Below are 24,623 nucleotides of genomic sequence, written 5' to 3'. Positions count from 1 at the left end.
CGAATCCCACGCATCCTAAAGCCCCATAAAAAGGGGGCCGCCCCACGGCAGCCCCCTTCTCAATTCCCTTTCGCCGGATCAGAAGTTGAACCGGATGCCGCCCGTATAGCGGCGACCAAAGCGCTCCCATTCGATCGTTTGGTTGCTGGTGTTGGGCGCCTGCACACCGCTCGCCCGCAGCAGGCTGCCGGGATCGGAGAAGCGGCGGCCCGGATGGTTGAGCAGGTTCGACGCATCGAAATAGATCTCGAAATTCTTCGTGACCGCATAGCGCGCCGAGAAATCCAGCTCGTCGTCCGAGTCCCAATAAGTGTCGCCGCCATCGGCCAGCGAACCGACCGTATCCAGCCACTTGCTACGGTTCTGATATTGCAGGCGCAGCGACAGCCCGTATTTCTCATAATAGCCGCCGATATTGTAGACGAAGTCCGACGTGCCCGGCAGGCGGAGCGTGCGGCCGGGCAGATTCACCTTGCTATTGTTAAGCGTAACATTGGCCGACACGCCGAAGCCGCCGAGGAATTCGGGCAGGCCCAGGCTGTCCGTCCATGGCTCAAGCTGCAACTGCGCGGCCGCTTCCAGGCCGTAGATGCGGCCCGAACCGCCGTTGACGAGGCCGCTGAACCTATAGCCCGACCGATCGATGCCGTTACTGTTCAGCGCGGCCGAGTTGAAGGTGCGCGAGGAGGTGTAGAGGAAATCCTCGATCTTCTTGTAGAAGGCGCCGATCATCAAATAGCCCTGCGGACGCAGATACCATTCGAAATAGGCGTCGATGCCATAGGCGCGCTCCGGCTTGATCGCCGGATTGCCGCCCGAGATCGTCTCGTTGCTGTCGTTGACGACGACGTTGGGCCGCAACTGATCATAGTCGGCGCGCGCGGCGCCGCTGTTGAAGGAGAGGCGCAGCTTCTTCGTGTCGTCGACATTATAGTTGATGTGCAGACTGGGAAAGGCCAGCGTCTGCGTGGCTTCCGCCGTGACGAGACCGCTGACGCCCGCAATGGTGCCGACCGCAGAGCCGCGATTCTTGATATGCTCGACGCGCACGCCGCCCACGACCGAACCCCAGTCGTAGCGGAAGGTGCCCATCAGATAGCCGGCGATGATTTCCTCGCGCACGTCATAATTATTGCCGGTGTTCGGCGCGAAGGCGAAGGCCGCCTGCGCCGCCTTCGACGCGGCGCGCATCTTGTCGGTGTCGAAATAGTGGAAGGTGTAGCCCATCGGAATCTCGCCCAGGAATTTCTGGTCGAGCGAGAACTGGTTATAGTCCGTGGGCATGATCGTCCCGGCCTGCGCAGCGCTCAACGTGATCTGCTGTTCGTCAGCGACCTTGGTTCGGCGGTCATATTGGATGCCCGCCTTCAGCGTGGCATGCTCCAGCTCGCGGGCCAGGACCAGGCGGCCGGTATAGGCCTTGGTCGTGTCGACCGCATCCAGCACGGTGAAGCCGGAGAGCGGCTTGGTGAAGCTGTCGACATCCGTGACCTGCGCGCCGGCGGTGTAACGCGTCGGGCTGGCGAGCTGCAGCGTGCGGTAAAGCGTCAGGCGCGACAGGTTCGGGTCGGAAAAATCATAGGCGACGGTCGGCCGCAGGTTGCGCGTGCTGGGGCTGTCCCAGGTCGCTTCACCGACGACCGAACGGTCGTCCTTCGACTCGGTGTAGTTGCCGACCCAGCTCAGCTTCCAGCCGTCGGCAAATTCATGGTCGCCCGCCAGCGTGTTGGTGAAGACCGACTGGCGGAAGGCACGCAGGGTCGAGCGCTGGCGGATGTCGATGCCATAGACCGTGCCTTGCTGCGGCGTGTTGCCGATGCAGACGTCGGCATAGCCGCTGTTGGTCGGCGTCGCGTTCGGCGTGATCGTGCAGGCCGCCGAGGAGGTCGAACCGTCGCTCTGGCGGTCGTCCAAATCGAAGCGGTAATTGTCGCGCGCCTCGTCGTCGGTGAAGATGGTGTAGATCGAACGCAGCGAGACCGTATTCTGCGCGTCCGGCTTCCAGTCGACCCGGCCCGAGACGGACCAGTTCTTGCGGGTCAGGCGGTACAGCTTGTTCTCGGCCTCATGCGCCCAGAAGCGGGTCTCGTTGCTGGGCCGGCTGTCCTGCGCGCCCACCCGTTCATAATCGGTCTCGAAATTGTCGGTGACCATGTTGCGTTCATAATAGCTGCCCGACAGCAGCACGCCGATTTCACCGATGCCGGTCTGGAAGCGGTTGGACATGACCAGCGCCCCTTCATATTCCCGCTTGTCGCCAAGCTCGGCAAAGCCAAGGCCGCCCTTGCCCGCCAGATGGAAGCCGTCATAGTCGAAGGCCGAACGGGTGATGACGTTGACATTGCCCGCAACCGTTTCGCCCGGCATGTCGGGCGTCACCGCCTTGGACACGATGATCTTGCCCGCGATGGCGGACGGGATGGAATCGAAGCGGGCGTCGCGGCCTTCCGGGCTGACCACATTGATGCCGTCGAACGACAGAGTGGTCCAGGTCTTGGGCGCGCCGCGCAGGTTGATGTAGCGGGCCTGGCCCTGGTCGCGCTCGACGCTGATGCCGGGCAGGCGGCTGGCGGCCTGGGCGATATTCTGGTCGGGCAGACGGCCCACGGAATCCGACGCGGCGACCGTGACCAACGAGTCCGTATTCTTCTGGATCTCCAGCGCGGCGGCTTCGGATTCAGCGATCGGGCGGGTGCCGGTGACGACGATCTGGCCTTCCGCGTCGTCGACGGCGGGCGCCTGCGCCTGGGCGGTGCCGATCGCGATGGGCGCCGCGCTCATGACCAGCAGATACAGCGCCAGGCTGCGGCCAGCGCGCCGCGTGCAATGAATGTTCATGGATGTCCCCCATTTTCCCGCGCCTGTTGCGCGGTGACGGGAGCCGCTTAGAGGGGACGGTTTACAGCCGCATGACCCCATGATTTCATTTCCATGTCACTTCAGGGTCCATTTGTGACAAGGCCGTCCCATTCCCCCGCGTCATCAAATTGTCACCTCCCGCCGCCAGCAAAGCCCGCTTCGGGGCGGGGCGACGCGTTCGACCGGCCCGGTTTTCCTATCATGACCTTCGCCCGGCATCGGCTCCGATCCTGGCAAGGAATGGTTTCGGGGGCGATGAAATGACGATCCATGGCATGAGAGATTCAGCATTTTTGCGAGGAGCGCTGGGCGCGTTGAGTTCCACGCTCGCCCTGCTGGCGCTGGCGGGCTGCGCCGCCGCAGGAGAAAAGGAAATCCCGGTCGCAGTCCGCATCGCCAACGCCACGCCGGCCGCATCGATCACTGCGCGAGGGGAAACCGCCCCCGTCGGCACGCCCAATGCCGATGCGGCGGACGATCCGGCGATCTGGCGCAACGCCGCCGACCCGTCGCAAAGCCTGATCGTCGGCACCGACAAGAAGGCCGGGCTGTACGTCTATGGCCTGGATGGCAAGACCCGCGACTTTCTCGACGCGGGGCGGGTCAACAATGTCGACCTGCGCGACGGCGTGACGATCGGCGGCCAGCGCGGCATCCTGGTCGTCGCCAGCGACCGCAACGATGTCGCCAATGCCAGCCTCGCCCTCTTTCGTCTCGATCCGGCCACCGCGAAACTTTCGGCGCTTGGCAAGGTCGAGGGCGGCAAGGGCGAAGCCTATGGCGTCTGCCTGTATAGGGACGCCGCCACGACCTCCGCCTTCATCGTGATGAAGGACGGCACGGTGAATCAGGTCGCGCTCAATCTCTCGGGCGCCACGCCGAGCGGCAGTATCGTCCGCTCCATGAAGCTTGGCACCCAGTCGGAAGGCTGCGCGGTCGACGACCGCACCGGCATCCTTTATGTGGCGGAGGAGGATGTCGGCCTTTGGCGCTTCGACGCCCGACCGGCTGGCCCGACCGCGCCGACGAAGATCGCGGCGGCCGACGGCAAGAATCTCGTCATGGATGCCGAGGGCGTCGCCATCGCGCCGATGGGGGAGAAGGACGGCTATGTCCTCGTCTCCAGCCAGGGGGACAATGCCTATGTCGCCTATAGCCTGAGCGATGACAGCTATGCCGGGCGCTTCCGCGTGGTCGACGGCGCCATTGGCGGGTCGGAGGAAACCGACGGCATCGACCTGATGCTGGGCGATTTCGGCCCCGCCTATCCCGGCGGGCTCTTCGTGGCGCAGGACGGCCACAACGCCGCGGCTGCCCAGAATTTCAAGCTGGTCGCCTGGGACGACATCGCCCAGGCGCTGGGCCTGGCCCGCTAAAGCCTCCCCCGCGTCGGCAAGGGGACAGGAGGCAAGGGGGCAAGGGGAGAGACTGCCCCCTACTTTCGTCGCGATTGCGCTCCGCTGCCAACGGCGCGACAATCCCTCCAAAAGCCGGGGAGAGCAGCATGTCCATCGCAGAAGATTATCGCGCCAAGACCATGACCGCAGCGCAAGCCGCCGCATTGGTCCCCAGTGGCGCGAAGATGGTCGTCGGCCTTGCCATCAGCTATCCGCCCGCCTTGATGGACGCGTTGGCCGACCGCGTCCGCTCCGGCGATCTCACTGGCGGCACGCTCTATTGCATGCTTGCCTGCGCCGCCGCCAGCCAGTCGATCCTGTCGCCCGACCTCAGCGACCGCATCCGCCATGTCAGCCTCTTCCACGGCGGCGTCGAGCGCGGGGCCGACGCCCAGCGCGCCGGCACGACGCAGCCCTATGTGGAAACGATGCCGGTCCAGTTCCACCAGATTCCCCGCATCCTGACGGAGAGCCTGCGCGCCGACACGCTGTTCGTCACCGTCTCGCCCATGGACGCGGACGGCCATTTCAGCCTGGGCACCAACACCGACTATGCCCTGATGATGGCGCGCAGCGGCGCCCGGCTGATCGTGGAGGTCAACCCCGCCATGCCTTATGTCCATGGCAACTGCAAAATCCCGCTCTCGGCGATCACGGCGATTGTGGAGAACCATGTCCCGCTGGTGCAGATTCCGCCCCTGCCGCGCACGCCCAACGACGAAGCCATCGGCGCGATCATCGCGGGCATGGTGGAGGACGGCGCCTGCCTGCAAATGGGCATCGGCGCGGTGCCGGACGCGGTCTGCGCCGCGCTGATGGATCACCGGAACCTTGGCATCCACACCGAACTGCTCACCCCTGGCCTGGTCAGGCTGATCAAGGCGGGCGTGGTCGACAACAGCCGCAAGGCGATCCATCCCGGCCGATCGGTCTTCACCTTCGCCATGGGCGATCAGGGCCTTTACGACTTCCTGCACGACAATCCGGCGCTGGAGGCGCATCCGGTCGAGCATGTGAACGCCCCGCACATCATAGCGCGGAACGACAAGGTGATTTCGGTCAACGCCACGATTCAGGTCGACCTGGGCGGCGCCTGCAATTCTGAATATATGAACGGCCGCCAATATAGCGGCACCGGCGGCCAGCTCGATTTCGTGCGTGGCGCCTATGCGTCGAAGGGCGGGCGTTCGATCATCGCCTGCCACTCGACGGCGGCGAAGGGGACGGTCTCGCGGATCGTGCCGTGGCTCGACGGGCCGGTCACGACGCCGCGCACGGATACGCATATCGTCGTCACCGAATATGGCTGGGTCGACCTGAAGGGCAAGACGCTGTCGGAACGCGCCCGCGCGCTGATCGGGATCGCCCATCCCGATTTCCGGGAGGAACTGGAGCGCGGCGCCTTCGAGCGGCGGTTGCTGTAAGAAATTCCTCCCCATCGAAAGATGGGGAGGACTAAAAAAAGGCGGTGGATCGCTCACCGCCCCCACATCTCACTTCTTGGCGAACCAGGCGAGCAGCGCGGGCTTCAGCCGCGCCCGCGTCTCAATCCGCGTCTTGATCGCGGCGATGGAGCGATCCACCACCTTGCGCGATTCCGGCGTCAGATATTGGGTCGCATAGCCGTCCAGCTTCGTCACCATCGCCGGATCGGCGGAGTTGCCGCCCAGCCGCGCAATCGCCTGAGAGCGCGCCGACACGTCGATCATCGCCTCATATTGCTGGCGGTGCGCCAGCACATAGTCGACGGCGAGCATCGAATGCTCCCCACCCACGGCGGAGATGATCGCCGCGCTGGTCGTCTTGCCCGGCTCGTCGGTCATGGCGAGGTCCAGCGCCCTCTTCGCCAGCGCGTCATCCTTGGCGACGCCCAGCAGCGCGAAGACCGTGCTCTTTTCGAGGTCCGTCTTCGCCCCATTGGCCATGGCGCGCAGCTTGTCCCAAGTCGCGGCGTCGGCATTTTCCGCGATGATCCGCAACCAGACATTACGCAGCGGTCCGTCCAGCGCCGCCGGATTGCCCGCCAGCGCGGCAAAGCGCTTGTTCGCTTCGGCCACCACCGCCTTGTCGCCCATGCCGCCCAGGGTCGACACCAGCGAGGAACGCAGCACCGGCACCTGCGGATTCTCGTCCGGCCTGGCGTCGAAACCGACGCTGGCCAGCACCGGGCTCAGCTTCTTCGAGGCATAGGCCGCAACCCGCGCCTGCGCCGCCTTGTCGCTCTCCAGCATCGTATGGGCGCTGTCGAGATAACCCGGCACCTCGGCCAGCACGGCGGGGCTGGCATTGACAGGCACGGCGTCGATCAAGTCAAGCGCCAGACCCATGGGCTGGTACCCGCCCAGGCCAAGCTGGAAATTATCCGCCAGCAGGCCGATCTGGTCCATGGAGGCGAGCTTGGTGAAATCCCTCGCGAGCGCCTTCACATTGGTTTCAGGATAGAGCGAGCGATAATAGCCCGTCTGCCCCGCATTGATCACATAAGCGCCGCAGCCCGGCAACGTGACCTGCGCCGATCCGTTCAGAATCAGCCGCTGCTGCGCCCCGCCGATGGTCTGGGCCATCACCGGCACATTCCATTTGAGCGGGGTCTTGTCCTTCCGGTCGCGGCTGAACTCGCCCTGGCTGAGCGACAGGATCGTCGATCCGCCCTGACATTGCGCGCTGTCGACCTTCACCAACGGAATGCCCGGCTGGCTGGTGAAATCATGCGCGATGCCAACCACGCCCTTGGCGCCCGCGCCCTCGACCGCTTTCCACAAATCGTCGGTCACGGTGTTTCCATAGGCATGTTGCTTCATATAAGCGCGGATGCCCGAGCGCCACGCATCCTCCCCGGCAAAGCCCTCCAGCATGGTGATGACCGCCTCACCCTTTTCATAGGTGATGTCGTCGAAGGCCTGGTTCACCTCATCAACGGTGTGGATCTTCTGGAGGATCGGGTGGGTCGTCACCAGCGAATCCAGGCTCATCGCGCGCTCGCGGCCATTGACGCGGGACAGCAGCATTTCCCATTCCGGGTTCAGCTTGTCGGTGACCTTGGTGGCCATCCAGCTTGCAAAACCTTCGTTCAGCCAGAGATCGTCCCACCAGGCCATGGTGACAAGATCACCGAACCACTGGTGCGCCATTTCATGCGCGACGATGGAATAGATAGTCCGCCGCGTGCTTTCGGAGGTGAAGCGCGGATCGACCAGCAGCGCGCGCTCAAAAGTGAAGATCGCGCCCCAATTCTCCATGGCGGAGAAGAACTGGCTCTGGCCCGGTCCGGCCACATTATCCAGCTTGGGCAGCGGGAAAGGCACGCCGAAATAGTCGTTATAATAAGGCAGGATCGCCGCCGATGCGTCCAGCGCCAGTTGCGCCTTGCCGGTGTTGCCCTTGCCAGTGATCACCCCGACTTCGGTCGCGCCGGCCATTTTGGTGGCGCGCTCCAGCTCGCCCAGACCGAAGAACAGCAGGTAGGAGGACATTTTCGGGGAGGTGCCGAACGTCACCAGCTTCTTGCCCCCGGCTGCGTCGGCGCTGCTCTTGACCGGCATGTTGCTGACCGCAAGCTGGTCGGCGGGGATGACGGCGGAGAGGTCGAAGGTCGCCTTGTAGCTCGGCTCGTCGAAGCTGGGCACGAAGCGGCGGGCATCGGGCGCCTCGAACTGGGTGAAGAGGGCGCGCTTCGCCTTGCTCGCATTGTCGGTATAATCGAGCGCGAACAGCCCGTTCGCCTGGGTGTTGATGGTGCCCGCATAATCGATGGCGAGCGTGTAGCTGCCCGGCTGGACCGGCTTGCCGAAGTCGAAGGTCACGGTCTGCGCGTCGGCGTCGACCTTGGCGGTCCCCTTTACCGCCTTGCCCTTTGCAGGCGTCAGGGTGACGCTGCTCACCGTCAGGTCGGCGGCGTTCAGCACCAGGGCGGGCATGGCCTGCGCCACCGTGACGTCGATGGCCGCCTTGCCTGTGAACTTCAGATTGGCCGCATCGGGCGTGACCTGGATCGCATAATGGCTGGGCGCTGCGCCACGCGGCAACTGGGTGGTGACGCCCGCGGCGGGGCCTGCGGGCGCCGTCTGCGCCAGCGCGGGCATCGCCATGGCAAGGGGCGCGGCCGCCAGCATCAACGGGAGAATCTTCGAAAAGGGCATGAGGTTCGCAACTCCGACACGTTGGAACGGCGCGGCAAAAGGCTCGCGCCATGATGACAGGGGGATCGGCTGTTTCGGCCTGCCGGTCAAGGCGGGCGTCTCACCGCCCATGTCGTTGGTCGAATGTTGTTGTTCGTTTGTCAAACAGAGACGGGCCGGAAACATCCCGTGCTCCTGCGCAGGCAGGAGCACGATTCTCTCTTCGGGCGAATTACCCCCGCCCGCGATAACCCGGCACATCCTGCGAAGGCAGCCAAAGCCCGGCGGGCGGCTCCCCCGATTGCCAGAACACATCGATGGGAATCCCGCCGCGTGGATACCAATAGCCGCCGATCCGCAGCCAGATCGGGTTCATCTCCGCGAACAGCCGCTCCCCGATCCCCACCGTGCAATCCTCATGGAAAGCGGCATGGTTGCGGAACGCCCCCAGGAACAGCTTCAGCGACTTCGATTCCACGATGGTCGCGGCGGGCGCATAGTCGATCACCAGATGCGCGAAATCCGGCTGCCCCGTCACCGGACAGAGGGAGGTGAATTCCGGCGCGGTGAAGCGCACCAGATAGGGCTTGCCCGGCCGGGGATTGGGCACATAGTCCAGCACGGCCTCTTCGGGACGCGACGGCAGGGCGCTGGTCTGGCCCAGATGAATCGGAGAAGGCTGAAGGGGAGTCGGCGTGTCAGTCATGGGCAGGCCATCTACGCGATTGCACGCCATATGTCATCGTCGCGCCTCTCTTGCCTTTCGTTCATGGCGGGTTCACTGGGGCTTATGCCTTGGCTGCGACCCATGGGGTTCCGTTTCTCGCTTATGCTCGCCGCGCCGCTGCTGCTGGCCGCACCCGCCCTTGCCCAGCAGGAAAACGGCACGGAGCCGGTCTTCAACTTGCCGCGCACGACCCAGCCGCAAACAACTAATCCCGACAGACAAGGCCCCGAACTGGACGTCTTTCGCGGCGCGCCCACGACCGTGACGCCGCCGCCGGTCGTCACCCCGACGATCCAGGTTCCGCCCGCCGCCACTCCCGCGCCACAGCCTACGCCGCAACAGCAGCCCCGCCCGGCCGAGGCCCGGCGCAGCCCTCAACCGGCACCACAAAGCCAGACGCCGCCAGCGAGCGCCCCGCCCAGCGAACCCGCGCCAGCCCCCGAGGCGGTGGAGAACCAATCCCTCCCGCCCGCCGACAATGGCGCTGCCCCCGCGCCCGAAGCAGCCCCGCTTGCGCCCGCGGAGGAACCCGCCCCCTACTGGCCCTGGATCGCCGCAGCAGCCGCTGGCGCCGTCCTGCTGATCGGCGCCTTCCTCTGGCTTCGCCGCCGCAAGCCGGAGGAGATCGACGAACCCTATTACGAACCCGAACCCGCGCCTCCAGCTCCCCGCCCCGCGCAACCCAAGGCGACCCCCGCCCCGCCACCGGCCCCGGCCAAGCCCGAATCCACACCCGCACCCGCCGCCAGCGAGCGCCCCTGGCTGGACCTCGCCATGGAAGTGCAGGCCGCCCGCCTGACGCTGATGGGCGCGACCATCGGCTACACGCTGACGCTCCACAATCGCGGCAACCGGGCGGCGGAGGACATTCTCGTCCGCAGCCTGATCGCCAATGCCGACGCGCAGCAGCAGACGCTGTTCCAGCAATTCTTCGCGGGCGAGACCGGCCTCCCCGTCCATTCCATCGTCTCGATCGCACCGGGCGAAACGCAGAAGCTTACCGGCGAGATGCGCCTTAACGCGCAGGAAATCGCGGCGATCCAGATGGGCCAGCGCGCCCTGCTGATCCCGCTGATCGCCTTCGACGCGCAATATCGCTGGACGGACCTGGCGGGCGACAGCGAAGGCACCGGCCGCACCGGCGGCACCTTCATCGTGGGCGAGGAACAGACGCCGCCGGTCGAGCGCCTCTCCCCCTTCCGCCTCGACCTTGGCCCGCGCCAATATCGCACCCCCGGCAGCCGGGCGACCGCGCTCAGCCTCGCCAGCTAGGACCAATCGGCCCTTTTCACAGTCGCCTACCGACCCTAGAGTGAAAACCTGCCGTGCTCCTGCGAAGGCACTCGAATGCGACAAGTGGCTCATGAGAGCCGAGACCCGCCGTTTGAACTGGGTTCCTGCCTGCGCAGGAACACGGTGTCCGTCGGACAAGGCAGAGAAGGAATAGGCGCGCATATGGACATATTGGTATCGACCGACTGGCTCGCCGGGGAACTCGGCAAGGCCGACCTCAGGATCGTCGACGCCAGCCTCTTCCTCCCCGGCACGCCTCGCGACCCAAGGGCCGAATTCGAAGCCGCTCACATTCCTGGCGCGACCTTCCTCGACCTTCCCACCCTGGCCGACCCCGACGACCCGCGCCCCGGCATGCTGCCCACCGACGCCTTCATGACGGAGCGCTGCCAGCAACTCGGCATAGACGCCGACAGCCGCGTCATCGTCTACGACAACAGCCCGACCCACAGCGCCGCGCGCGGCTGGTGGATGATGCGTCTCTACGGTGTGGGCAAAAGCGCCGCGATCCTGGACGGCGGCCTTCCCAAATGGCTGGCCGAGGGACGCTCCACCGAATCCGGCGTCCCCACGCCCCCGCGCGGCAACGCCACCGCCCAGCGCGCCGTCGGGCAGGTCCGCACCAAGGAAGACCTCCTCACCAATCTCGAAACCCAGGCCGAACAGGTGCTGGACGCCAGAGGCGCGCCCCGCTTCACCGGCGAGGAAAAGGAACCGCGCCCCGGCATGGCGTCCGGCCATATCCCGCACAGCCGCAACATCCCCTCATCCGCCTTCTACCATGCCGACAACAGCATGAAGCAGGGCGAGGAGCTCCGCCGTCTCTTCCTCGACGCCGGGACTGATTTCGACCGCCCGACCATCACAAGCTGCGGCAGCGGCGTCACGGCGGCGATCATCCTCGCGGGCCTCGAACTGCTCGGCAAGACCGACGTCACCCTCTATGACGGGAGCTGGTCCGAATGGGGCCTGGACTCCGCCACGCCGAAGGAAACCGGCCCCGCCGCATGAGCCACGATTCCGACAAGCCAGGGCCCCGCAAGCCCCTTACCCAACTCGCGCAGGCGGGCCGAAAGCCCGAATGGACCGGCATGCCCGGCCAGCCCGGCGGCATCGTCAACCCGCCGGTCTGGCGCGCCTCCACCATCCTTTACGACGATGTCGCCCATCTGCGCAGCGCGGCGGGCCGCAGCACCCATGAGCGCCTCTTCTACGGCCGCAAGGGCACGCCCACCGCCTGGAGCCTGGCCGACGCCCTCACCGAAATGGAGCCGAGCGCCGAAGGCACGATGCTCTACCCCTCCGGCGTCGCGGCCATCGCCTGCGCGCTGATGGCGGTGCTGAAGCCCGGCGACCAATTGCTGATGGTCGACAGCGCCTATGACCCGACCCGCAATTTCTGCGAACAGATGCTGCGCCCGCTGGGCATAGAGACGGTCTATTACGACCCGACCGTGGGTGCGGGAATAGCGGATCTGATCGTCCCCAACACCCGCGCCATCTTCCTGGAAAGCCCCGGCAGCCTGACCTTCGAGGTGCAGGACGTCCCCGCCATTACCGCCATCGCGCGCGAAAAGGGCATCGCGACCCTGATCGACAACACCTGGGCCACGCCTTATTTCTTCCAGGCGTTGTCTCATAATGTCGACATCGCCATCCTCGCCTGCACCAAATATATTGTCGGCCACAGCGACGTGATGATGGGATCGGTGACGGCCACCCCGGCCTATTTCCCGAAAATCCGCCAGACCGCCTATCTGTTCGGCCAGATGACCAGCCCCGACGACGCCTGGCTCGCCGCGCGCGGCCTGCGCACGCTGGGCGTCCGCCTGAACCAGCATCAGGCCAGCGCCCTGAAGATCGCCCATTGGCTGTCCGGACAAGCCGATGTCGCCCGCGTCCTCCACCCGGCGCTCCCTTCCTGCCCCGGCCATGCACTGTGGCAACGCGATTTCACCGGCTCCAGCGGCCTGTTCAGCTTCGTCCTGAAGGGCGGCGACGAAAAGTCCCGCGCCGCCCTGATCGACGGCCTCGCCCATTTCGGCATCGGCTATAGCTGGGGCGGCTTCGAAAGCCTCGCCCTGCCAGTCGACCCCGCCCGCTACCGCACGGCCACCGCTTGGCAGGCAGCGGGCCCCGCCGTCCGCCTGCAAATCGGCCTCGAAGACCCCGACGACCTGATCGTGGACCTGGACGCCGGTCTCGCCCGCTTCCGGGCCGTGCGCGGATGATGCCGGGCCTGCCCGCGCTGCTCTCCCGGCTGCCGGGCGATCCCGCCATCGTCCACCCGCTGATCGCCGTGGCGCTGGCCGTCGCCATCTATCTGATCGCCAGCGCCGCCTCCCGCTTCGCCTCGCCCCGCCTGCGCCGCCGTTTCCGCGCCTTGGGGGAAGCGCTGGCGGGCCATCTCCGCCCAATCCTGCACCACCTCATCGCCGCCGCCATGATGGTTATGGCCGTCGCCTTCTGGCCGATTGGGGATTTCGCCCATCTGATCCTGGGCGCCGCCCTCGCTTTGTCGCTCTCGCTGCTCGCCGTGCACATCCTGCGCAGCCTTGCCATAGCGCGCCTTGCCGTGCTGCCCATCGCCCTGCTGCTGTTCGTCATGGTCCTGTCCGGCAGCAGCGGGGGCTTCGCGCCCGTGGCCGACATGCTCGACGGCGTCGGCCTCGACCTCGGCAAGCGGCGCGTCACCCTGCTCGGCCTCGTCAGCATGGCCGCCATCTGCGTCGCGCTGTTCGCCCTGGTGCGCCTCACCAACCGCATCGTTGGGCGCAGCATCACCCGCGCCCATGGCCTGGACGCCACGCAGAAGCTGCTGGCGCAGAAGCTGGCGGCCATCGCCGTCATCGTCGTCGCCTTCTTCATCGGCGTCGACCTGCTGGGCATAGACCTGACCGCCTTCGCGGTCTTTTCCGGCGCGCTGGGGTTGGCGGTCGGCTTCGGCCTGCAAAAGACCTTCGGCAATCTGATCGCCGGGATCATCCTGCTGATGGACCGTTCGATCAAGCCGGGCGACGTCATCGTGGTGGGCGACAGCTTCGGCTGGGTGAACAAGATCGGCGTGCGCGCCGTCAGCGTCATCACCCGCGACGGCAAGGAACATCTGATCCCGAACGAGAATCTGATGACGCAGGAAGTGGAGAACTGGTCCTATTCCGACCGCAACGTCCGCGTCCGCATCCCCGTCGGCGTCAGCTTCGACAGCGACCTGAAGCTGGCGCAGGAGCTGATGCTCCGCGCCGCGCAAGAAAGCCCCCGCGTGCTGCGCAATCCCAAGCCCAATGTCTGGCTCACGGCCTTTGGCGAGAATCGCGTCGAACATGACATATTGGTGTGGATCAGCGACCCGGAAAGCGGCGTCGGCAATGTGAAGTCCGATGTGCTGGGGCGGCTGTGGCTGCTGTTTCGCGAACATGGCATCGCCATCCCCTATCCGCAGCGCGTCATCCACGCGCCCCGCGGCGTTACGCCGCTGCGATAGCCCTTCGTCCTGCGACAATTACGGCGAAAAGCGCGCATCGGGCAGCGCCGCGCCATAATCATGCCTGATTTTGTTGCAGACCAGCAACATTGAAGAAGCAAACGACACGCAACGGCAATAAAATCTTGTGCGCCGCAGCGGGGAAAGGCATCCCCTCACTCGTTGAGGCAACCCGGTCCATCCCGTGCAGGGACGACAGAGACTTGGGACCATGACGCAGGCGGGACGATCGCAGATAACGACCAAGGGGAAATCATATGCGTAAGTCCATTCTCGGCCTTTCGGCCCTGGCTCTGGCGGCCGCCGTGTCGGCACCCGCCTTCGCCCAGGACGAGCCCACTCCGGCGCTGACCGTCACCGGCAATGCGGCCGTCGTCACCGACTATCGCTTCCGCGGCATCTCGCAGACCGACAAGCGCTTCGCGCTGCAGGGCGGCATCACCGTGACCCATGAATCGGGCTTCTACGTCTCGACCTGGGGCAGCTCGATCGACGATTATGTCGCCGCTGGCAGCGACCAGGAACTCGACCTGATCGCCGGTTATTCGAAGACCGTCGGCGCGGCCACCTTCGACGTCGGCGTGCTGTATTATTACTATCCGGGTTCGGGCGGCGGCAACACCGACTTCGTTGAGCCCTATGCCTCGGTCAAGGGCACCTTCGGCCCGGCGACCGCCAAGCTGAGCGCTGCCTATGCGCCCAAGGCGAAGGCTCTGTCCGTCGGCAACGGCAAGGAAGACAATCTGTACGTCGCGGGCGACCTGTCGGCCAGCATCCCGAACACCCCGCTGGGCGTATCGGCGCATCTGGGCCACAGCTTCGGTCCCAGCTACCTGACCATCGGCAAGGAATATACCGACTGGAACATCGGCGCGACCTACACCTGGAGCCACCTGACCTTCGGCGTGAGCTATGTCGACACCGACAAGTCGCTCTACAGCCCGAGCGGCCGCAACATCAGCAAGGCCGGCGTGGTCGGTTCGATCACCGCGTCCTTCTGATCGTCTGAAAAGTCACGAAGGGGGCCGCGATCCACAAGGATCGCGGCCTTTTTCTTGCCCTTTGCGGGTCGCCTGAACGCCGGCCTCGCCCTATAAGGGGCCGCATGACCGCCTTGCCCCTCGCCCTGATCTTCCTGGCCACGATCGCCGCGATGGAGGGCTTCGCCTATGTCATGCACCGCTGGGTGATGCATGGACCGGGCTGGTTCCTGCATGCCAGCCATCACCGCCCCCGCACCGGCCGTTGGGAAGCGAACGATCTCTATTTCGTGATCTTCGCCATGCCCTCCATCCTGCTGCTGCTGGGCGGGGTGCAATGGCAGTGGGGCGATTGGGCGACGGCGGTGGGCGCTGGCATCGCGGCCTATGGCGCCATCTATCTCGGCTTCCACGACATCATCGTGCATCGCCGCGTCGCGCACCGCTATGTCCCGCGCTCATCCTATATGAAGCGCATCGTCCAGGCCCACCGCCTGCATCATGCGGTCGAGAGCAAGGAGGGCTGCGTCAGCTTCGGCTTCCTGGTGGCGCCGCGCCCGGAAGAACTGAAACGCGAATTGGGGAAGAAGGGCGAGGCCGTCCTGCGCGCGGCCAAGGGCGATGGAGGAGGGTGAAAGGGGTGGATTCAGGACATTCCCCCTCCCGCAGGCGGGAGGGGGCCAGGGGGTGGCTGGCGCGACATCAGCGGGGATTTTCAACGGCTAAGCTGGAAGCTCGCTGCGCTCGCACCCACCCCTAACCCCTCCCGCCGGCGGGAGGGGGAATGCCTTGGATTAGCCAAAACCCCCCGCTTATTTCAGTTCAGCGGCTCCATCGCGCCCAGATGGCAGTGGGCAGCATCAGCCCCCGCGCCTCTTCTCGTACCGCCAACTCGCCCGCTTCCACCGTGCCCGGCAGATCGGCAAAGGCCTGGCTCAGCAATTCCCCGATCGCCAGCGCCGACATGCGCACCGCATAAACCGTCAGGAACAAGAACCGGCTGTCCGCATCCAGCAACTGCCGGCAATGGGCGATCAGTCCAGGCAAATCCTCTTCCAGCCGCCAGACCTCCCCATCCGGCCCGCGCCCATATTTCGGCGGATCGAGCAATATGCCGTCATAGCGCCGCACCCGCCGCACCTCCCGCGCCACGAACTTCGCCGCATCGTCGACGATCCAGCGCACCGGCCGATCCTCCAGCTCCGAGAGCGCCGCATTGGCCCGCGCCTGCGCCACCGACTTCTTGGAAGCGTCGACATGCACCATCTGCGCACCCGCCGCCGCCATCGCCAGCGTGCCGACGCCAGTATAGCCGAACAGGTTCATGACTTGCGGTTCCGCCTTGTCCGCGACCTTGCCCCGCATCCAATCCCAGACCGGCGCCATGTCGGGAAAGAAGCCCAGATGGCGGAAGGGCGTGCAACTGGCCTGGAACGTCACCTCGTTCCAGTGCAGCGGCCAGCCTTCGGCGGGCACGGGTCGCTCGTAGAACCAGCGCCCACCGCCTTCCTCGTCGGAACCGGGGATGAATTCGCCGTCGGCCCGCCAGTCGTCCTGCGCGGGCACCCACATCGCCTGCGGCTCCGGCCGGATGAAGCGGAAGCGGCCGTAGCGCTCCAGCTTCCGTCCATGGCCGGAATCGATCAGGCCATAATCCGGCCAGGGCTCACCGATGAGGGTCTGGAGGTTCACCTCAACCCCTCGGCGTCGCCCGCTCCGCGACATAGGCGGTGACCGCGTCGAAGGTACCGGGCAGCTTGGCATAGGCCTCTTCCCGCGCGAACAGATCGCCCACGCGCGAGGGCAGCGACGGGCGCAGACCCGTGGCCCGCTCGACCGCCGTGGGGAATTTCGCCGCATGCGCCGTCGCCAGCGTGACCACCGGCACGGCGGGATCGAGATCGATCGCCCGCGCCGCCGCCAGGCCGACCGCGCTGTGTGGATCGATCACCTGCCCCGCCGCGTCATAGGCCCAGCGCATCGCCATGGTCATGGCGTCGGCATCGACCCGCGCCGACGTGAACAGCGCCGAAGCCCCATCCCGCTGCGCATTGGTGAGGCGCATCGCCTTGCTCGCCTCGAAGCCCTTCATCTGTTCCGCCAGCGCCTTGCCATCGCGCCCGCCCGCGTCGAACAGCAGCCGTTCGAAGTTCGAGCTGACCTGAATGTCCATGCTGGGCGTCGCGGTCGCGACCACCTGCCCCTGGCTGTAATCGCCCTCGGACAGTGCCCGGTGGAGGATGTCGTTGACGTTGGTCGCGACCATCAGCTTGGCAACGGGCAGGCCCATCTTCGCCGCGACATAGCCCGCGAACACATCCCCGAAATTGCCGGTGGGCACGGAAAAGGCGATCGCCCGTTCCGGCGCGCCCAGACGGACGGCGGCGTAGAAATAATAGACGACCTGCGCCATCAGCCGCGCCCAGTTGATGCTGTTCACCGCCGACAGGTTGAAGCGACGGGCGAAGGCCGCATCGTTGAACATCGCCTTCACCAGCGCCTGCGCGTCGTCGAAGCTGCCGTCGATGGCGATATTATAGACATTGGGCGCCAGCACCGTGGTCATCTGGCGACGCTGGACGTCCGACACGCGGCCTTCGGGGTGCAGCATGAAGATGTCGATCTTCTCGCGGCCCGCGACGGCATCGATCGCCGCCGAACCGGTATCGCCCGACGTCGCGCCGACGATGGTCAGATGATCGTCCCGCCGCGACAGGAACCGCTCGAACAATTGGCCGAGCAGTTGCAGCGCCACATCCTTGAACGCCAGCGTCGGGCCGTGGAACAGTTCGAGCAGCCAATGCCGGTGATCCAGTTGCACCAGCGGCGTCACCGCATCATGGCTGAACCGGCCATAGGCGGCCGCGCACAGCTCCCGCAATTCCTCTTCGCTCAGCGAACCGGCGACGAAGGGCGCCATGACCCGCACCGCCGTTTCGACATAGGACAGGCCCGAAAGCGCGCGTATATCCTCCGCGGAAAAGCTGGGCCAGCTTTCCGGCAGATAAAGGCCGCCATCGGACGCCAGCCCCGCCAGCGTCACATCCTCGAACCCGAGCGCGGGCGCGCTCCCCCTGGTGCTCACATAATGCATGATGGGGTAGCGCGGTAACGCCGGACGCGGCTTCGGGCAAGCTTTTAAGGTCGTGCCGTCCGTCTGCGCAACGCGAGCAAGTAGATGATCACCGCGATGGCAGCGAAGAAGAACCACTGCACGGCATAGGCCAGATGGTTGTTGGGCACGTCCGCGACGGAGGGCGGCGCGAGCGGCTTCAAGCCCGGCACAGCCTCTCCGGCGATCAGCATGGGCCGCAGGGGCATGGCCTTGCCGCCGATCCGCGACAGGAGCGAGCGATGATCGGGCTCCTCCCCTATCCATCCGCGCATCTGGCCGCCGCGCCATTGAGGCTTGGCGTCGGGCGTCCGGGCGACCCCCACCGCAACCAGCAGGCCGGGGCCCTCGGCACCCGTCGTGCATTCGGCAATGGCGCGGTAGCCCACCGAACCATCGGCTGCGCGGCCCGCTTCGCTGCGCCAGCGGACCACCTGCAGGCAATGGGCCGAAGACCGGCGGAACAGCAATTCAGGCGGCACAGGGGGATAGGCGGGAAAGGCGACCGGAGGCTTGGCGGGATTGGATGCCACCAGTTCCAGCGCGGCGTCCTTTTCCGCCCGGCGCTGCAATTGCCAGACGCCCAGGCCGATCATCACCAGCACCGCCGCCGCGACGATCAAGGTCGGGATGAGAGGCAGGCGGCGGCTCACGCTTCGCGGTCCTGTTGGGTCAACCGGCCCTCGCGCGCCTTGTTGCGATATTCGAGGATCAGCAGCGCACCCTTGGCCACGCGCAGGCTGCCGATCACGGCAGCCACCGTCAGCGGCGTCCAGAGCAGGATATGCAGCCAGAGCGGCGGATGGACCTTCAGTTCCAAGATCAACGCCATCGCCACCATCACCGCGCCGATGATCAGGGTCAGGAACGCCGCCGGGCCGTCGCCCACATTGAACTGGCCATAATCGAGGCCGCAGGACCGGCAGGACCCCGCAAAACGGACCGGGCCCGAAAACAGCGTCTGCGCGCCGCATTGGGGGCAAGCGCCCACCGCCGCGGCGACCAGCAGCGGCTGAGATGCGGGGCGGGGATCAGACGGGGACATGCTGTCTGGCATATGCCGGCTTTCCGAAAAAGAAAACGGCCGGAACAAGTCCGGCCGCTATCCGATGATCATCCATGCTCCGGCGGGATCAACCGCCGTGCACCGGCGCGCCCCAGCCGCCCCAGACATAGATGACGACGAAGAGGAACAGCCACACCACGTCGACGAAATGCCAGTACCAGGCTGCCGCCTCGAAGCCGAAATGCTGGCGCGGGGTGAAATCGCCCTTATGCACGCGGATCAGGTTCACCAGCAGGAAGATGGTGCCGATCAGGACGTGGAAGCCGTGGAAGCCGGTCGCCATGTAGAAGGCCGAGCTATAGGGGCTGTGACCGAAGGGGAACGGCGCATGGGCATATTCATAGGCCTGGATGGACGAGAAGAGCACGCCCAGAATGACGGTCGCGGTCAGCCCCTTCTTCAGCCCTTCGCGGTCGCCATGGATCAGCGAATGGTGCGCCCAGGTCACGGTCGTGCCCGAACAGAGCAGGATCAGCGTGTTGAGCAGCGGCAGTTCGAAGGCGTTCATCACCTCGATGCCCTTCGAGGGGAACATGCCCTCGATCGGCGCCAACTGGCTCGGGAAGAGCGAGAAGTCGAAGAAGGACCAGAACCAGCCCACGAAGAACATGACTTCCGATGCGATGAACAGGATCATGCCGTAGCGCAAGTGAAGCTGGACCACCGGCGTATGGTCGCCGGCATGGGCTTCGGAAATGACGTTCGCCCACCAGCTATACATGGTGAACAGCACGCCCGCGACGCCGATCAGGAAAACCCAGCCGCCGCCGGCGGGCATCGCATCGGGATGCATCCACATGATCGCGCCGAAAGCCATGACCAGCGCCGACATGGAGCCGAAAAAGGGCCAGATGCTGGGCGGAAGAATATGATAATCGTGGTTCTTGGCGCCTGCCATGACGTTTCTCATCCCCGTTCGCGTTATGATTGTGCCTTAGCTTGGCTTCTTGTCCTGCTCAACAGGATAGAAGGTGTAGCTGAGCGTGATTTCCTGCGTGTCCTTATTGTCGGCATCCGTCAATATCTTCGGATCGACATAATAGATGACAGGCATGCGCACCTGCTGGCCCGGCTGAAGCGTTTGCTGGGTGAAGCAGAAGCACTGGATCTTGGTGAAATAGGCGCCCGCCTGAAGCGGCGTGACGTTGAAGCTGGCGGTGCCCGTGACCGGCTTGTCCGACATGTTCTTCGCGATGAAGATCGCCATGTTCCGCGCGCCGATCGTCACCGTCTGGGTGCGGCGTTCGGGATAGAATTGCCAGGGCATGCCCGGCGTCACGTTGGAATCGAAGCGAATCGACATGCGATGCCCGACCGCTTCCTGCACCTGCACATTAGCGGCGGCGCGCTTCGTGGTGCCGCCAAAGCCGGTCTGCTCGCAGAAAATCCGGTAGAGGGGCACCGAGGCGAAACCCAGGCCGAGCATGGCCAGGCCGACGCCCGCCATGCCGATCAGCGTCCGCCGGTTGCGGCGGTCCCGGTCGAAGGGAGAAGGAGGAAGGCTCGCCATCAATGCCCGCCGCCGATCTTCGCGATGGTGATCGCGTAGAAGAGAATGACCAGAGCGCCCAACAGCAACCCGGTCACGATGGCGCGGGATTTCTGCCGGGCGCGGACCTGCCGGTCTTCTTCAGGGGTCATGCGAACACCCACCGGTCGACCACCACTGCTCCAAAGAGCAGGAAGAGATAGAGGATCGAATATTTGAACAGCCGCTTTTCCGGCGCCATGCGGGCGGGATCGCTTTCCCGCCGGCGCAGGACCTGAAAGGACATAGCCACGAACAGCGCCGTGCCGAGCAGCGCCGCCGTCCCGTAAATCGGTCCGGTCAGATGCAGCAGCACCGGGGCCATCGCCGCCATCGCCATGATCGCGGTGTAGAACCAGATCTGGCGGCGCGTCGCCACTTCGCCGGAAACCACCGGCAGCATGGGGATGCCCGCTGCGGCATAGTCGGTCTTGACGAACAGGGCGAGCGCCCAGAAATGCGGCGGCGTCCAGAAGAAGATCAGCATGAACAGCGCCACCGGCAAGGCGCTGATGTCGCCCGTCACCGCCGCCCAGCCGATCACTGGGGGAAAGGCGCCCGCTGCGCCGCCGATGACGATATTCTGCGCGGTCCGGGGTTTCAGCCAGATGGTGTAGACGAAGACGTAGAAGAGGATCGACACCGCCAGCACTGCCGCCGCCAGCCAATTGGTCGCGACGCCCATCAGCAGGACCGAGAAGAAGGACAGTCCGACCCCGAAATGCAGCGCCGACTGCCGGTCCATCCGGCCAGCGGGCAGCGGGCGGTTGGCCGTGCGCTTCATCTTCGCGTCGATGTCGGCCTCATACCACTGGTTGAGCGCCGCCGCCGCGCCCGCGCCAAGCGCGATGCAGAGAATCGCGGTGAAGGCCAGAATCGGATGAATATGGCCGGGCGCCGCGAGCAGACCGCAAAGCCCGGTGAAGACGACCAGCGTCATCACCCTCGGCTTGGTCAGCGCGACGAAATCCCGCCAATGCGCGGGAATCACAGGAGCCGAGCTTTCGGACATGATCGGCGTACTTGCCATAGTCTCCTCATGCGGCATCCCGGCGCGATGACCGTGCCGGGATTGCCCGATTCCAGGAATTGGCGGCCTTTACGCCAATCCCGGCGTTCCGGCAAACCGGAACGCCCCGGCCTGCGGTCAGTCGATGACCGGCAGCGTTTCGAACTGGTGGAAGGGCGGCGGGCTGGTCAGCGTCCATTCCAGCGTCGTGGCGCCTTCACCCCAGGGATTGCCCTCCGCCTTCTTGCCGGCGACCAGCGACCAGACAAGGTTGACGAAGAAGATCAGCATGCCCGCGGCCATGATCTCATAACCGTGGCTGGCGACCTTGTTCCAGTAAGCAAAGGCTTCCGGATAGTCGGGATAACGGCGCGGCATGCCCGACAGGCCCAGGAAGTGCATCGGGAAGAACAGCAGGTTCACGCCGATGAAGAACACCCAGAAGTGCAGATGACCGAGGAACTCGTTGTACATCCGGCCCGACATTTTCGGGAACCAGTAGTAGAAGCCCGCGAACAGGCCGAACACCGCGCCCAGCGACAGAACATAGTGGAAGTGCGCGACCACATAATAGGTGTCGTGCAGCACGTCATCGACGCCGCCATTCGCCAGCACCACGCCGGTGACGCCGCCCACGGTGAACAGGAAGATGAAGCCCAGCGCCCAGACCATCGGCGTCTTGTAGCTGATCGACCCGCCCCAGATCGTCGCGATCCAGGAGAAGATCTTGATGCCGGTCGGCACGGCGATGACCATCGTCGCGGCGGTGAAGTACATTTTCACATTCACCGACATGCCGGTGGTGAACATGTGGTGCGCCCAGACGACGAAGCCGACGACACCGATCGCAACCATGGCATAGGCCATGCCGAGATAACCGAAGACCGGCTTGCGGCTGAAGGTCGAGACGATCTGGCTGACGATGCCGAAGCCCGGCAGGATCATGATGTACACTTCGGGGTGGCCGAAGAACCAGAAGAGATGCTGGTACAGTTCCGGATCGCCACCGCCGGCGGCATCGTAGAAGGTGGTGCCGAAATTGCGGTCGGTCAGCAGCATGGTGATCGCGGCGGCCAGAACCGGCAGGGCAAGCAGCAGCAGGAAGGCGGTGACCAGCACCGACCAGACGAACAGCGGCATCTTGTGCAGGGTCATGCCCGGCGCGCGCATGTTGAGGATGGTGGTGATGAAGTTGATCGCGCCCAGGATCGACGAAGCGCCAGCGATGTGCAGCGACAGGATCGCCATGTCGACCGCCGGACCCGCGGAACCGCTGGTCGAGAGCGGCGCATAGACCGTCCAGCCGGTGCCCGCGCCGTTGCCGGTGCCGCCGGGGAAGAAGGTCGAACCGAGCAGCAGGGCGAAAGCCGGGATGAGCAGCCAGAAGCTGATATTGTTCATCCGCGGGAAGGCCATGTCCGGCGCGCCGATCATGATCGGCACGAACCAGTTGCCGAAGCCGCCGATCATCGCGGGCATCACCATGAAGAAGACCATGATGAGGCCGTGGGCGGTGATCAGCACGTTCCACAGGTGATAGGCCTGGTCCAGCGTGGCTTCGGGGCCGTCGCTGAACTGCGCCCAAGTCTGGAGATACTGGATGCCCGGCGCGGCGAGTTCAGCGCGCATCAGGCCGGAGATCGCGCCGCCGATGATGCCGGCGATGATCGCGAAGATCAGATAGAGGGTGCCGATGTCCTTGTGGTTGGTCGACATGAACCAACGCTGAAAGAAGGCCGGCTTGTGATCGGCGTCATGATGCTCATGAGCATGGTCGCCGTGATGATCTGCGGTAATGGTGGTCATGGCGTCTAAGCCCTTACATCAAAGCTTGGCAGCGGGGGCGGCGGCAGGCGCAGGCGCCTCGGCCGTGGCGGCTTCGGCAGCGCCCTTGAGCTTGCCGCCCTGCGAGAGCACCCACTGTTCGAACTGGGCGGGTTCCAGCGCCTCGACCGCGATCGGCATGAAGCCGTGGCGCGCGCCGCAAAGCTCCGAGCACTGGCCGTAATAGACGCCCGGCTTCTCGATGGTGAAGCTCTTCTCATTGAGGCGGCCCGGCACCGCGTCCATCTTCACCCAGAGCGAAGGAACCGCGAAGCTGTGGATCACGTCGGCGCCGGTGATGATCAGCTTGATCGGGCGGCCGACGGGCAGGACCAGACGGTTGTCGGGCGCGAGCAGATAGGGCTCGCCATTCGCCTCCGCCTTTTCGCGAGGCAGCAGGTTGGAGACGAACTCCGGAATCCCGTTGTCGGGATATTCATAGCCCCAATACCACTGATAGCCGGTGACCTTGACGGTCAGCGCGTCCTTGGGCGCGGGCTTGTACTGGTCCGCCAGCAGGCCGATCGAGGGCACCGCGATCGCCAGCAGGATCACCACCGGCACCACGGTCCAGATCACCTCGATCACGGTATTGTGCGAGGTCTTGGACGGCGTCGGATTGGCGCTGCGGCGGAAGCGGACCATCACATAGAGCATCAGGATCAGAACGAAGATCGAGATGATGGTGATGATCGGCAGCAGCATCACGTCATGCAGCCAGCGGGCCGTATGGCCCGTGGGCGAGAATTGCTTTTGAAGGGTGATTTCCCCCGGCATCGGCATGCCGATGCCCGGCGTCGGCTTCATCCGCGGCGGCGCAGCCACCTTGGCGGCGGGCGATGCCTCTGCGGCGGGCGCCGCTGCGTTGCTGGCCGAATCGGCGGCCGCAGCCTCATTCCCGGCAGCCGGAGCCGCGACCGCGGCATGTTCCTGAGCCAGCGCCGGACCGTTCAGCGCGAGTGTGGGCGCAAAGGCCAACAACCCGGCGAGAACGAGCGATTTCACCTTGTTCATAGCGTCTTCTTACCCCGTAACCCCTTGGCGCCGCTGCAACGAAGACACACGCATACACGTCCCCCCGCCCGTATCGGTCTGCCGCGGCTTATAAGCATCTTTTTTTACGCCTCAAGGTTCCACAACCAGATTTTCTTCGCTGTTGCAACGCCTAGTTGGTGAGCCTATCTCGCTCCCCGCGCACAGGGGCGCGATCATGGGGAGACTCATGA

Annotated in this window: 21 protein-coding genes; 8 read left to right on the top strand and 13 right to left on the bottom strand. The window is 65.2% G+C overall.

Features of this window, described 5'->3' with window-relative positions:
- Nucleotides 1-78: 78 nt before the first annotated feature.
- The gene (locus tag HUK72_RS14275) at nt 79-2,838 is read right to left on the bottom strand and encodes a TonB-dependent receptor (protein WP_176597316.1); all 2,760 of its coding nucleotides are present in this window, start codon (nt 2,836-2,838) and stop codon (nt 79-81) included.
- A gap of 296 nt (nt 2,839-3,134) precedes the next feature.
- Here HUK72_RS14275 and HUK72_RS14270 point away from each other — a divergent pair, with 296 nt between their 5' ends.
- Nucleotides 3,135-4,235, top strand: a complete 1,101-nt coding sequence (locus HUK72_RS14270) for a phytase (protein ID WP_176597315.1) — start codon at nt 3,135-3,137, stop codon at nt 4,233-4,235.
- 128 nt (nt 4,236-4,363) lie between these two features.
- Complete coding sequence (locus HUK72_RS14265) at nt 4,364-5,680, top strand: acetyl-CoA hydrolase/transferase family protein (protein ID WP_176597314.1); 1,317 nt, start codon at nt 4,364-4,366, stop codon at nt 5,678-5,680.
- 69 nt (nt 5,681-5,749) lie between these two features.
- Here the strand turns inward: HUK72_RS14265 and HUK72_RS14260 are convergent, their stop codons facing one another.
- Nucleotides 5,750-8,395 carry a M1 family metallopeptidase gene (locus HUK72_RS14260; RefSeq protein WP_176597862.1) on the bottom strand — a complete coding sequence of 882 codons (2,646 nt, stop codon included), beginning with the start codon at nt 8,393-8,395 and terminating at the stop codon, nt 5,750-5,752.
- A 211-nt stretch (nt 8,396-8,606) separates the two neighbouring features.
- Nucleotides 8,607-9,080 (bottom strand): preQ(1) synthase, encoded by a 474-nt coding sequence (gene queF / locus HUK72_RS14255; RefSeq protein WP_176597313.1) that lies wholly within the window; start codon nt 9,078-9,080, stop codon nt 8,607-8,609.
- Between the two features lie 102 nt (nt 9,081-9,182).
- Here queF and HUK72_RS14250 point away from each other — a divergent pair, with 102 nt between their 5' ends.
- From HUK72_RS14250 to HUK72_RS14225, 6 genes are all read left to right on the top strand, one after another.
- Nucleotides 9,183-10,373 (top strand): hypothetical protein, encoded by a 1,191-nt coding sequence (locus HUK72_RS14250; protein WP_176597312.1) that lies wholly within the window; start codon nt 9,183-9,185, stop codon nt 10,371-10,373.
- 183 nt (nt 10,374-10,556) lie between these two features.
- Complete coding sequence (locus HUK72_RS14245) at nt 10,557-11,405, top strand: sulfurtransferase (RefSeq protein ID WP_176597311.1); 849 nt, start codon at nt 10,557-10,559, stop codon at nt 11,403-11,405.
- Nucleotides 11,402-12,625: a cystathionine beta-lyase gene (metC, locus tag HUK72_RS14240; protein WP_176597310.1), complete on the top strand. Its 1,224-nt coding sequence runs from the start codon at nt 11,402-11,404 to the stop codon at nt 12,623-12,625. The genes HUK72_RS14245 and metC overlap by 4 nt, the downstream gene beginning before the upstream one ends.
- Nucleotides 12,622-13,878, top strand: coding sequence for a mechanosensitive ion channel family protein (locus HUK72_RS14235; RefSeq protein ID WP_176597309.1), 1,257 nt, complete (start codon nt 12,622-12,624; stop codon nt 13,876-13,878). Before metC ends, HUK72_RS14235 begins: the two co-directional genes overlap by 4 nt.
- A gap of 257 nt (nt 13,879-14,135) precedes the next feature.
- Nucleotides 14,136-14,879, top strand: coding sequence for a TorF family putative porin (locus tag HUK72_RS14230; RefSeq protein WP_176597308.1), 744 nt, complete (start codon nt 14,136-14,138; stop codon nt 14,877-14,879).
- Between the two features lie 104 nt (nt 14,880-14,983).
- On the top strand, nt 14,984-15,493 hold the full coding sequence (locus tag HUK72_RS14225; RefSeq protein WP_176597307.1) for a sterol desaturase family protein: 510 nt from the start codon (nt 14,984-14,986) through the stop codon (nt 15,491-15,493).
- Nucleotides 15,494-15,680: 187 nt separating this feature from the next.
- On the opposite strand, the gene HUK72_RS14220 is transcribed toward HUK72_RS14225, so the two are convergent.
- The 10 genes from HUK72_RS14220 to coxB all read right to left on the bottom strand — a co-directional run bounded on the left by HUK72_RS14220 (nt 15,681) and on the right by coxB (nt 24,411).
- A complete protein-coding gene (locus HUK72_RS14220; RefSeq protein WP_176597306.1) occupies nt 15,681-16,550 on the bottom strand; it encodes a class I SAM-dependent methyltransferase in 870 nt (289 codons plus the stop codon).
- A 1-nt stretch (nt 16,551) separates the two neighbouring features.
- Nucleotides 16,552-17,952 (bottom strand): threonine synthase, encoded by a 1,401-nt coding sequence (gene thrC / locus HUK72_RS14215; protein WP_176597305.1) that lies wholly within the window; start codon nt 17,950-17,952, stop codon nt 16,552-16,554.
- 44 nt (nt 17,953-17,996) lie between these two features.
- On the bottom strand, nt 17,997-18,623 hold the full coding sequence (locus HUK72_RS14210; protein WP_176597304.1) for an SURF1 family protein: 627 nt from the start codon (nt 18,621-18,623) through the stop codon (nt 17,997-17,999).
- The gene (locus HUK72_RS14205) at nt 18,620-19,027 is read right to left on the bottom strand and encodes a DUF983 domain-containing protein (RefSeq protein WP_176597303.1); all 408 of its coding nucleotides are present in this window, start codon (nt 19,025-19,027) and stop codon (nt 18,620-18,622) included. Before HUK72_RS14205 ends, HUK72_RS14210 begins: the two co-directional genes overlap by 4 nt.
- A gap of 76 nt (nt 19,028-19,103) precedes the next feature.
- Complete coding sequence (locus tag HUK72_RS14200) at nt 19,104-19,934, bottom strand: cytochrome c oxidase subunit 3 (RefSeq protein WP_176597302.1); 831 nt, start codon at nt 19,932-19,934, stop codon at nt 19,104-19,106.
- 36 nt (nt 19,935-19,970) lie between these two features.
- Nucleotides 19,971-20,546, bottom strand: a complete 576-nt coding sequence (locus tag HUK72_RS14195; RefSeq protein ID WP_176597301.1) for a cytochrome c oxidase assembly protein — start codon at nt 20,544-20,546, stop codon at nt 19,971-19,973.
- A complete protein-coding gene (locus HUK72_RS27275; protein ID WP_254911587.1) occupies nt 20,546-20,677 on the bottom strand; it encodes a hypothetical protein in 132 nt (43 codons plus the stop codon). Before HUK72_RS27275 ends, HUK72_RS14195 begins: the two co-directional genes overlap by 1 nt.
- Entirely contained in the window at nt 20,674-21,594 is a 921-nt protein-coding gene (locus HUK72_RS14190) for a heme o synthase (RefSeq protein WP_176597300.1), read from the bottom strand. The genes HUK72_RS27275 and HUK72_RS14190 overlap by 4 nt, the downstream gene beginning before the upstream one ends.
- A 117-nt stretch (nt 21,595-21,711) precedes the next feature.
- On the bottom strand, nt 21,712-23,379 hold the full coding sequence (ctaD, locus tag HUK72_RS14185; RefSeq protein ID WP_176597299.1) for a cytochrome c oxidase subunit I: 1,668 nt from the start codon (nt 23,377-23,379) through the stop codon (nt 21,712-21,714).
- A gap of 18 nt (nt 23,380-23,397) precedes the next feature.
- Nucleotides 23,398-24,411 carry a cytochrome c oxidase subunit II gene (coxB, locus tag HUK72_RS14180; RefSeq protein WP_176597298.1) on the bottom strand — a complete coding sequence of 338 codons (1,014 nt, stop codon included), beginning with the start codon at nt 24,409-24,411 and terminating at the stop codon, nt 23,398-23,400.
- Between the last annotated feature and the right edge of the window lie 212 nt (nt 24,412-24,623).

This window comes from Sphingobium sp. 15-1 (assembly GCF_013375535.1).
GTDB lineage: Bacteria > Pseudomonadota > Alphaproteobacteria > Sphingomonadales > Sphingomonadaceae > Sphingobium > Sphingobium aromaticivastans.
This window is presented reverse-complemented; position numbering and strand designations above follow the sequence as displayed.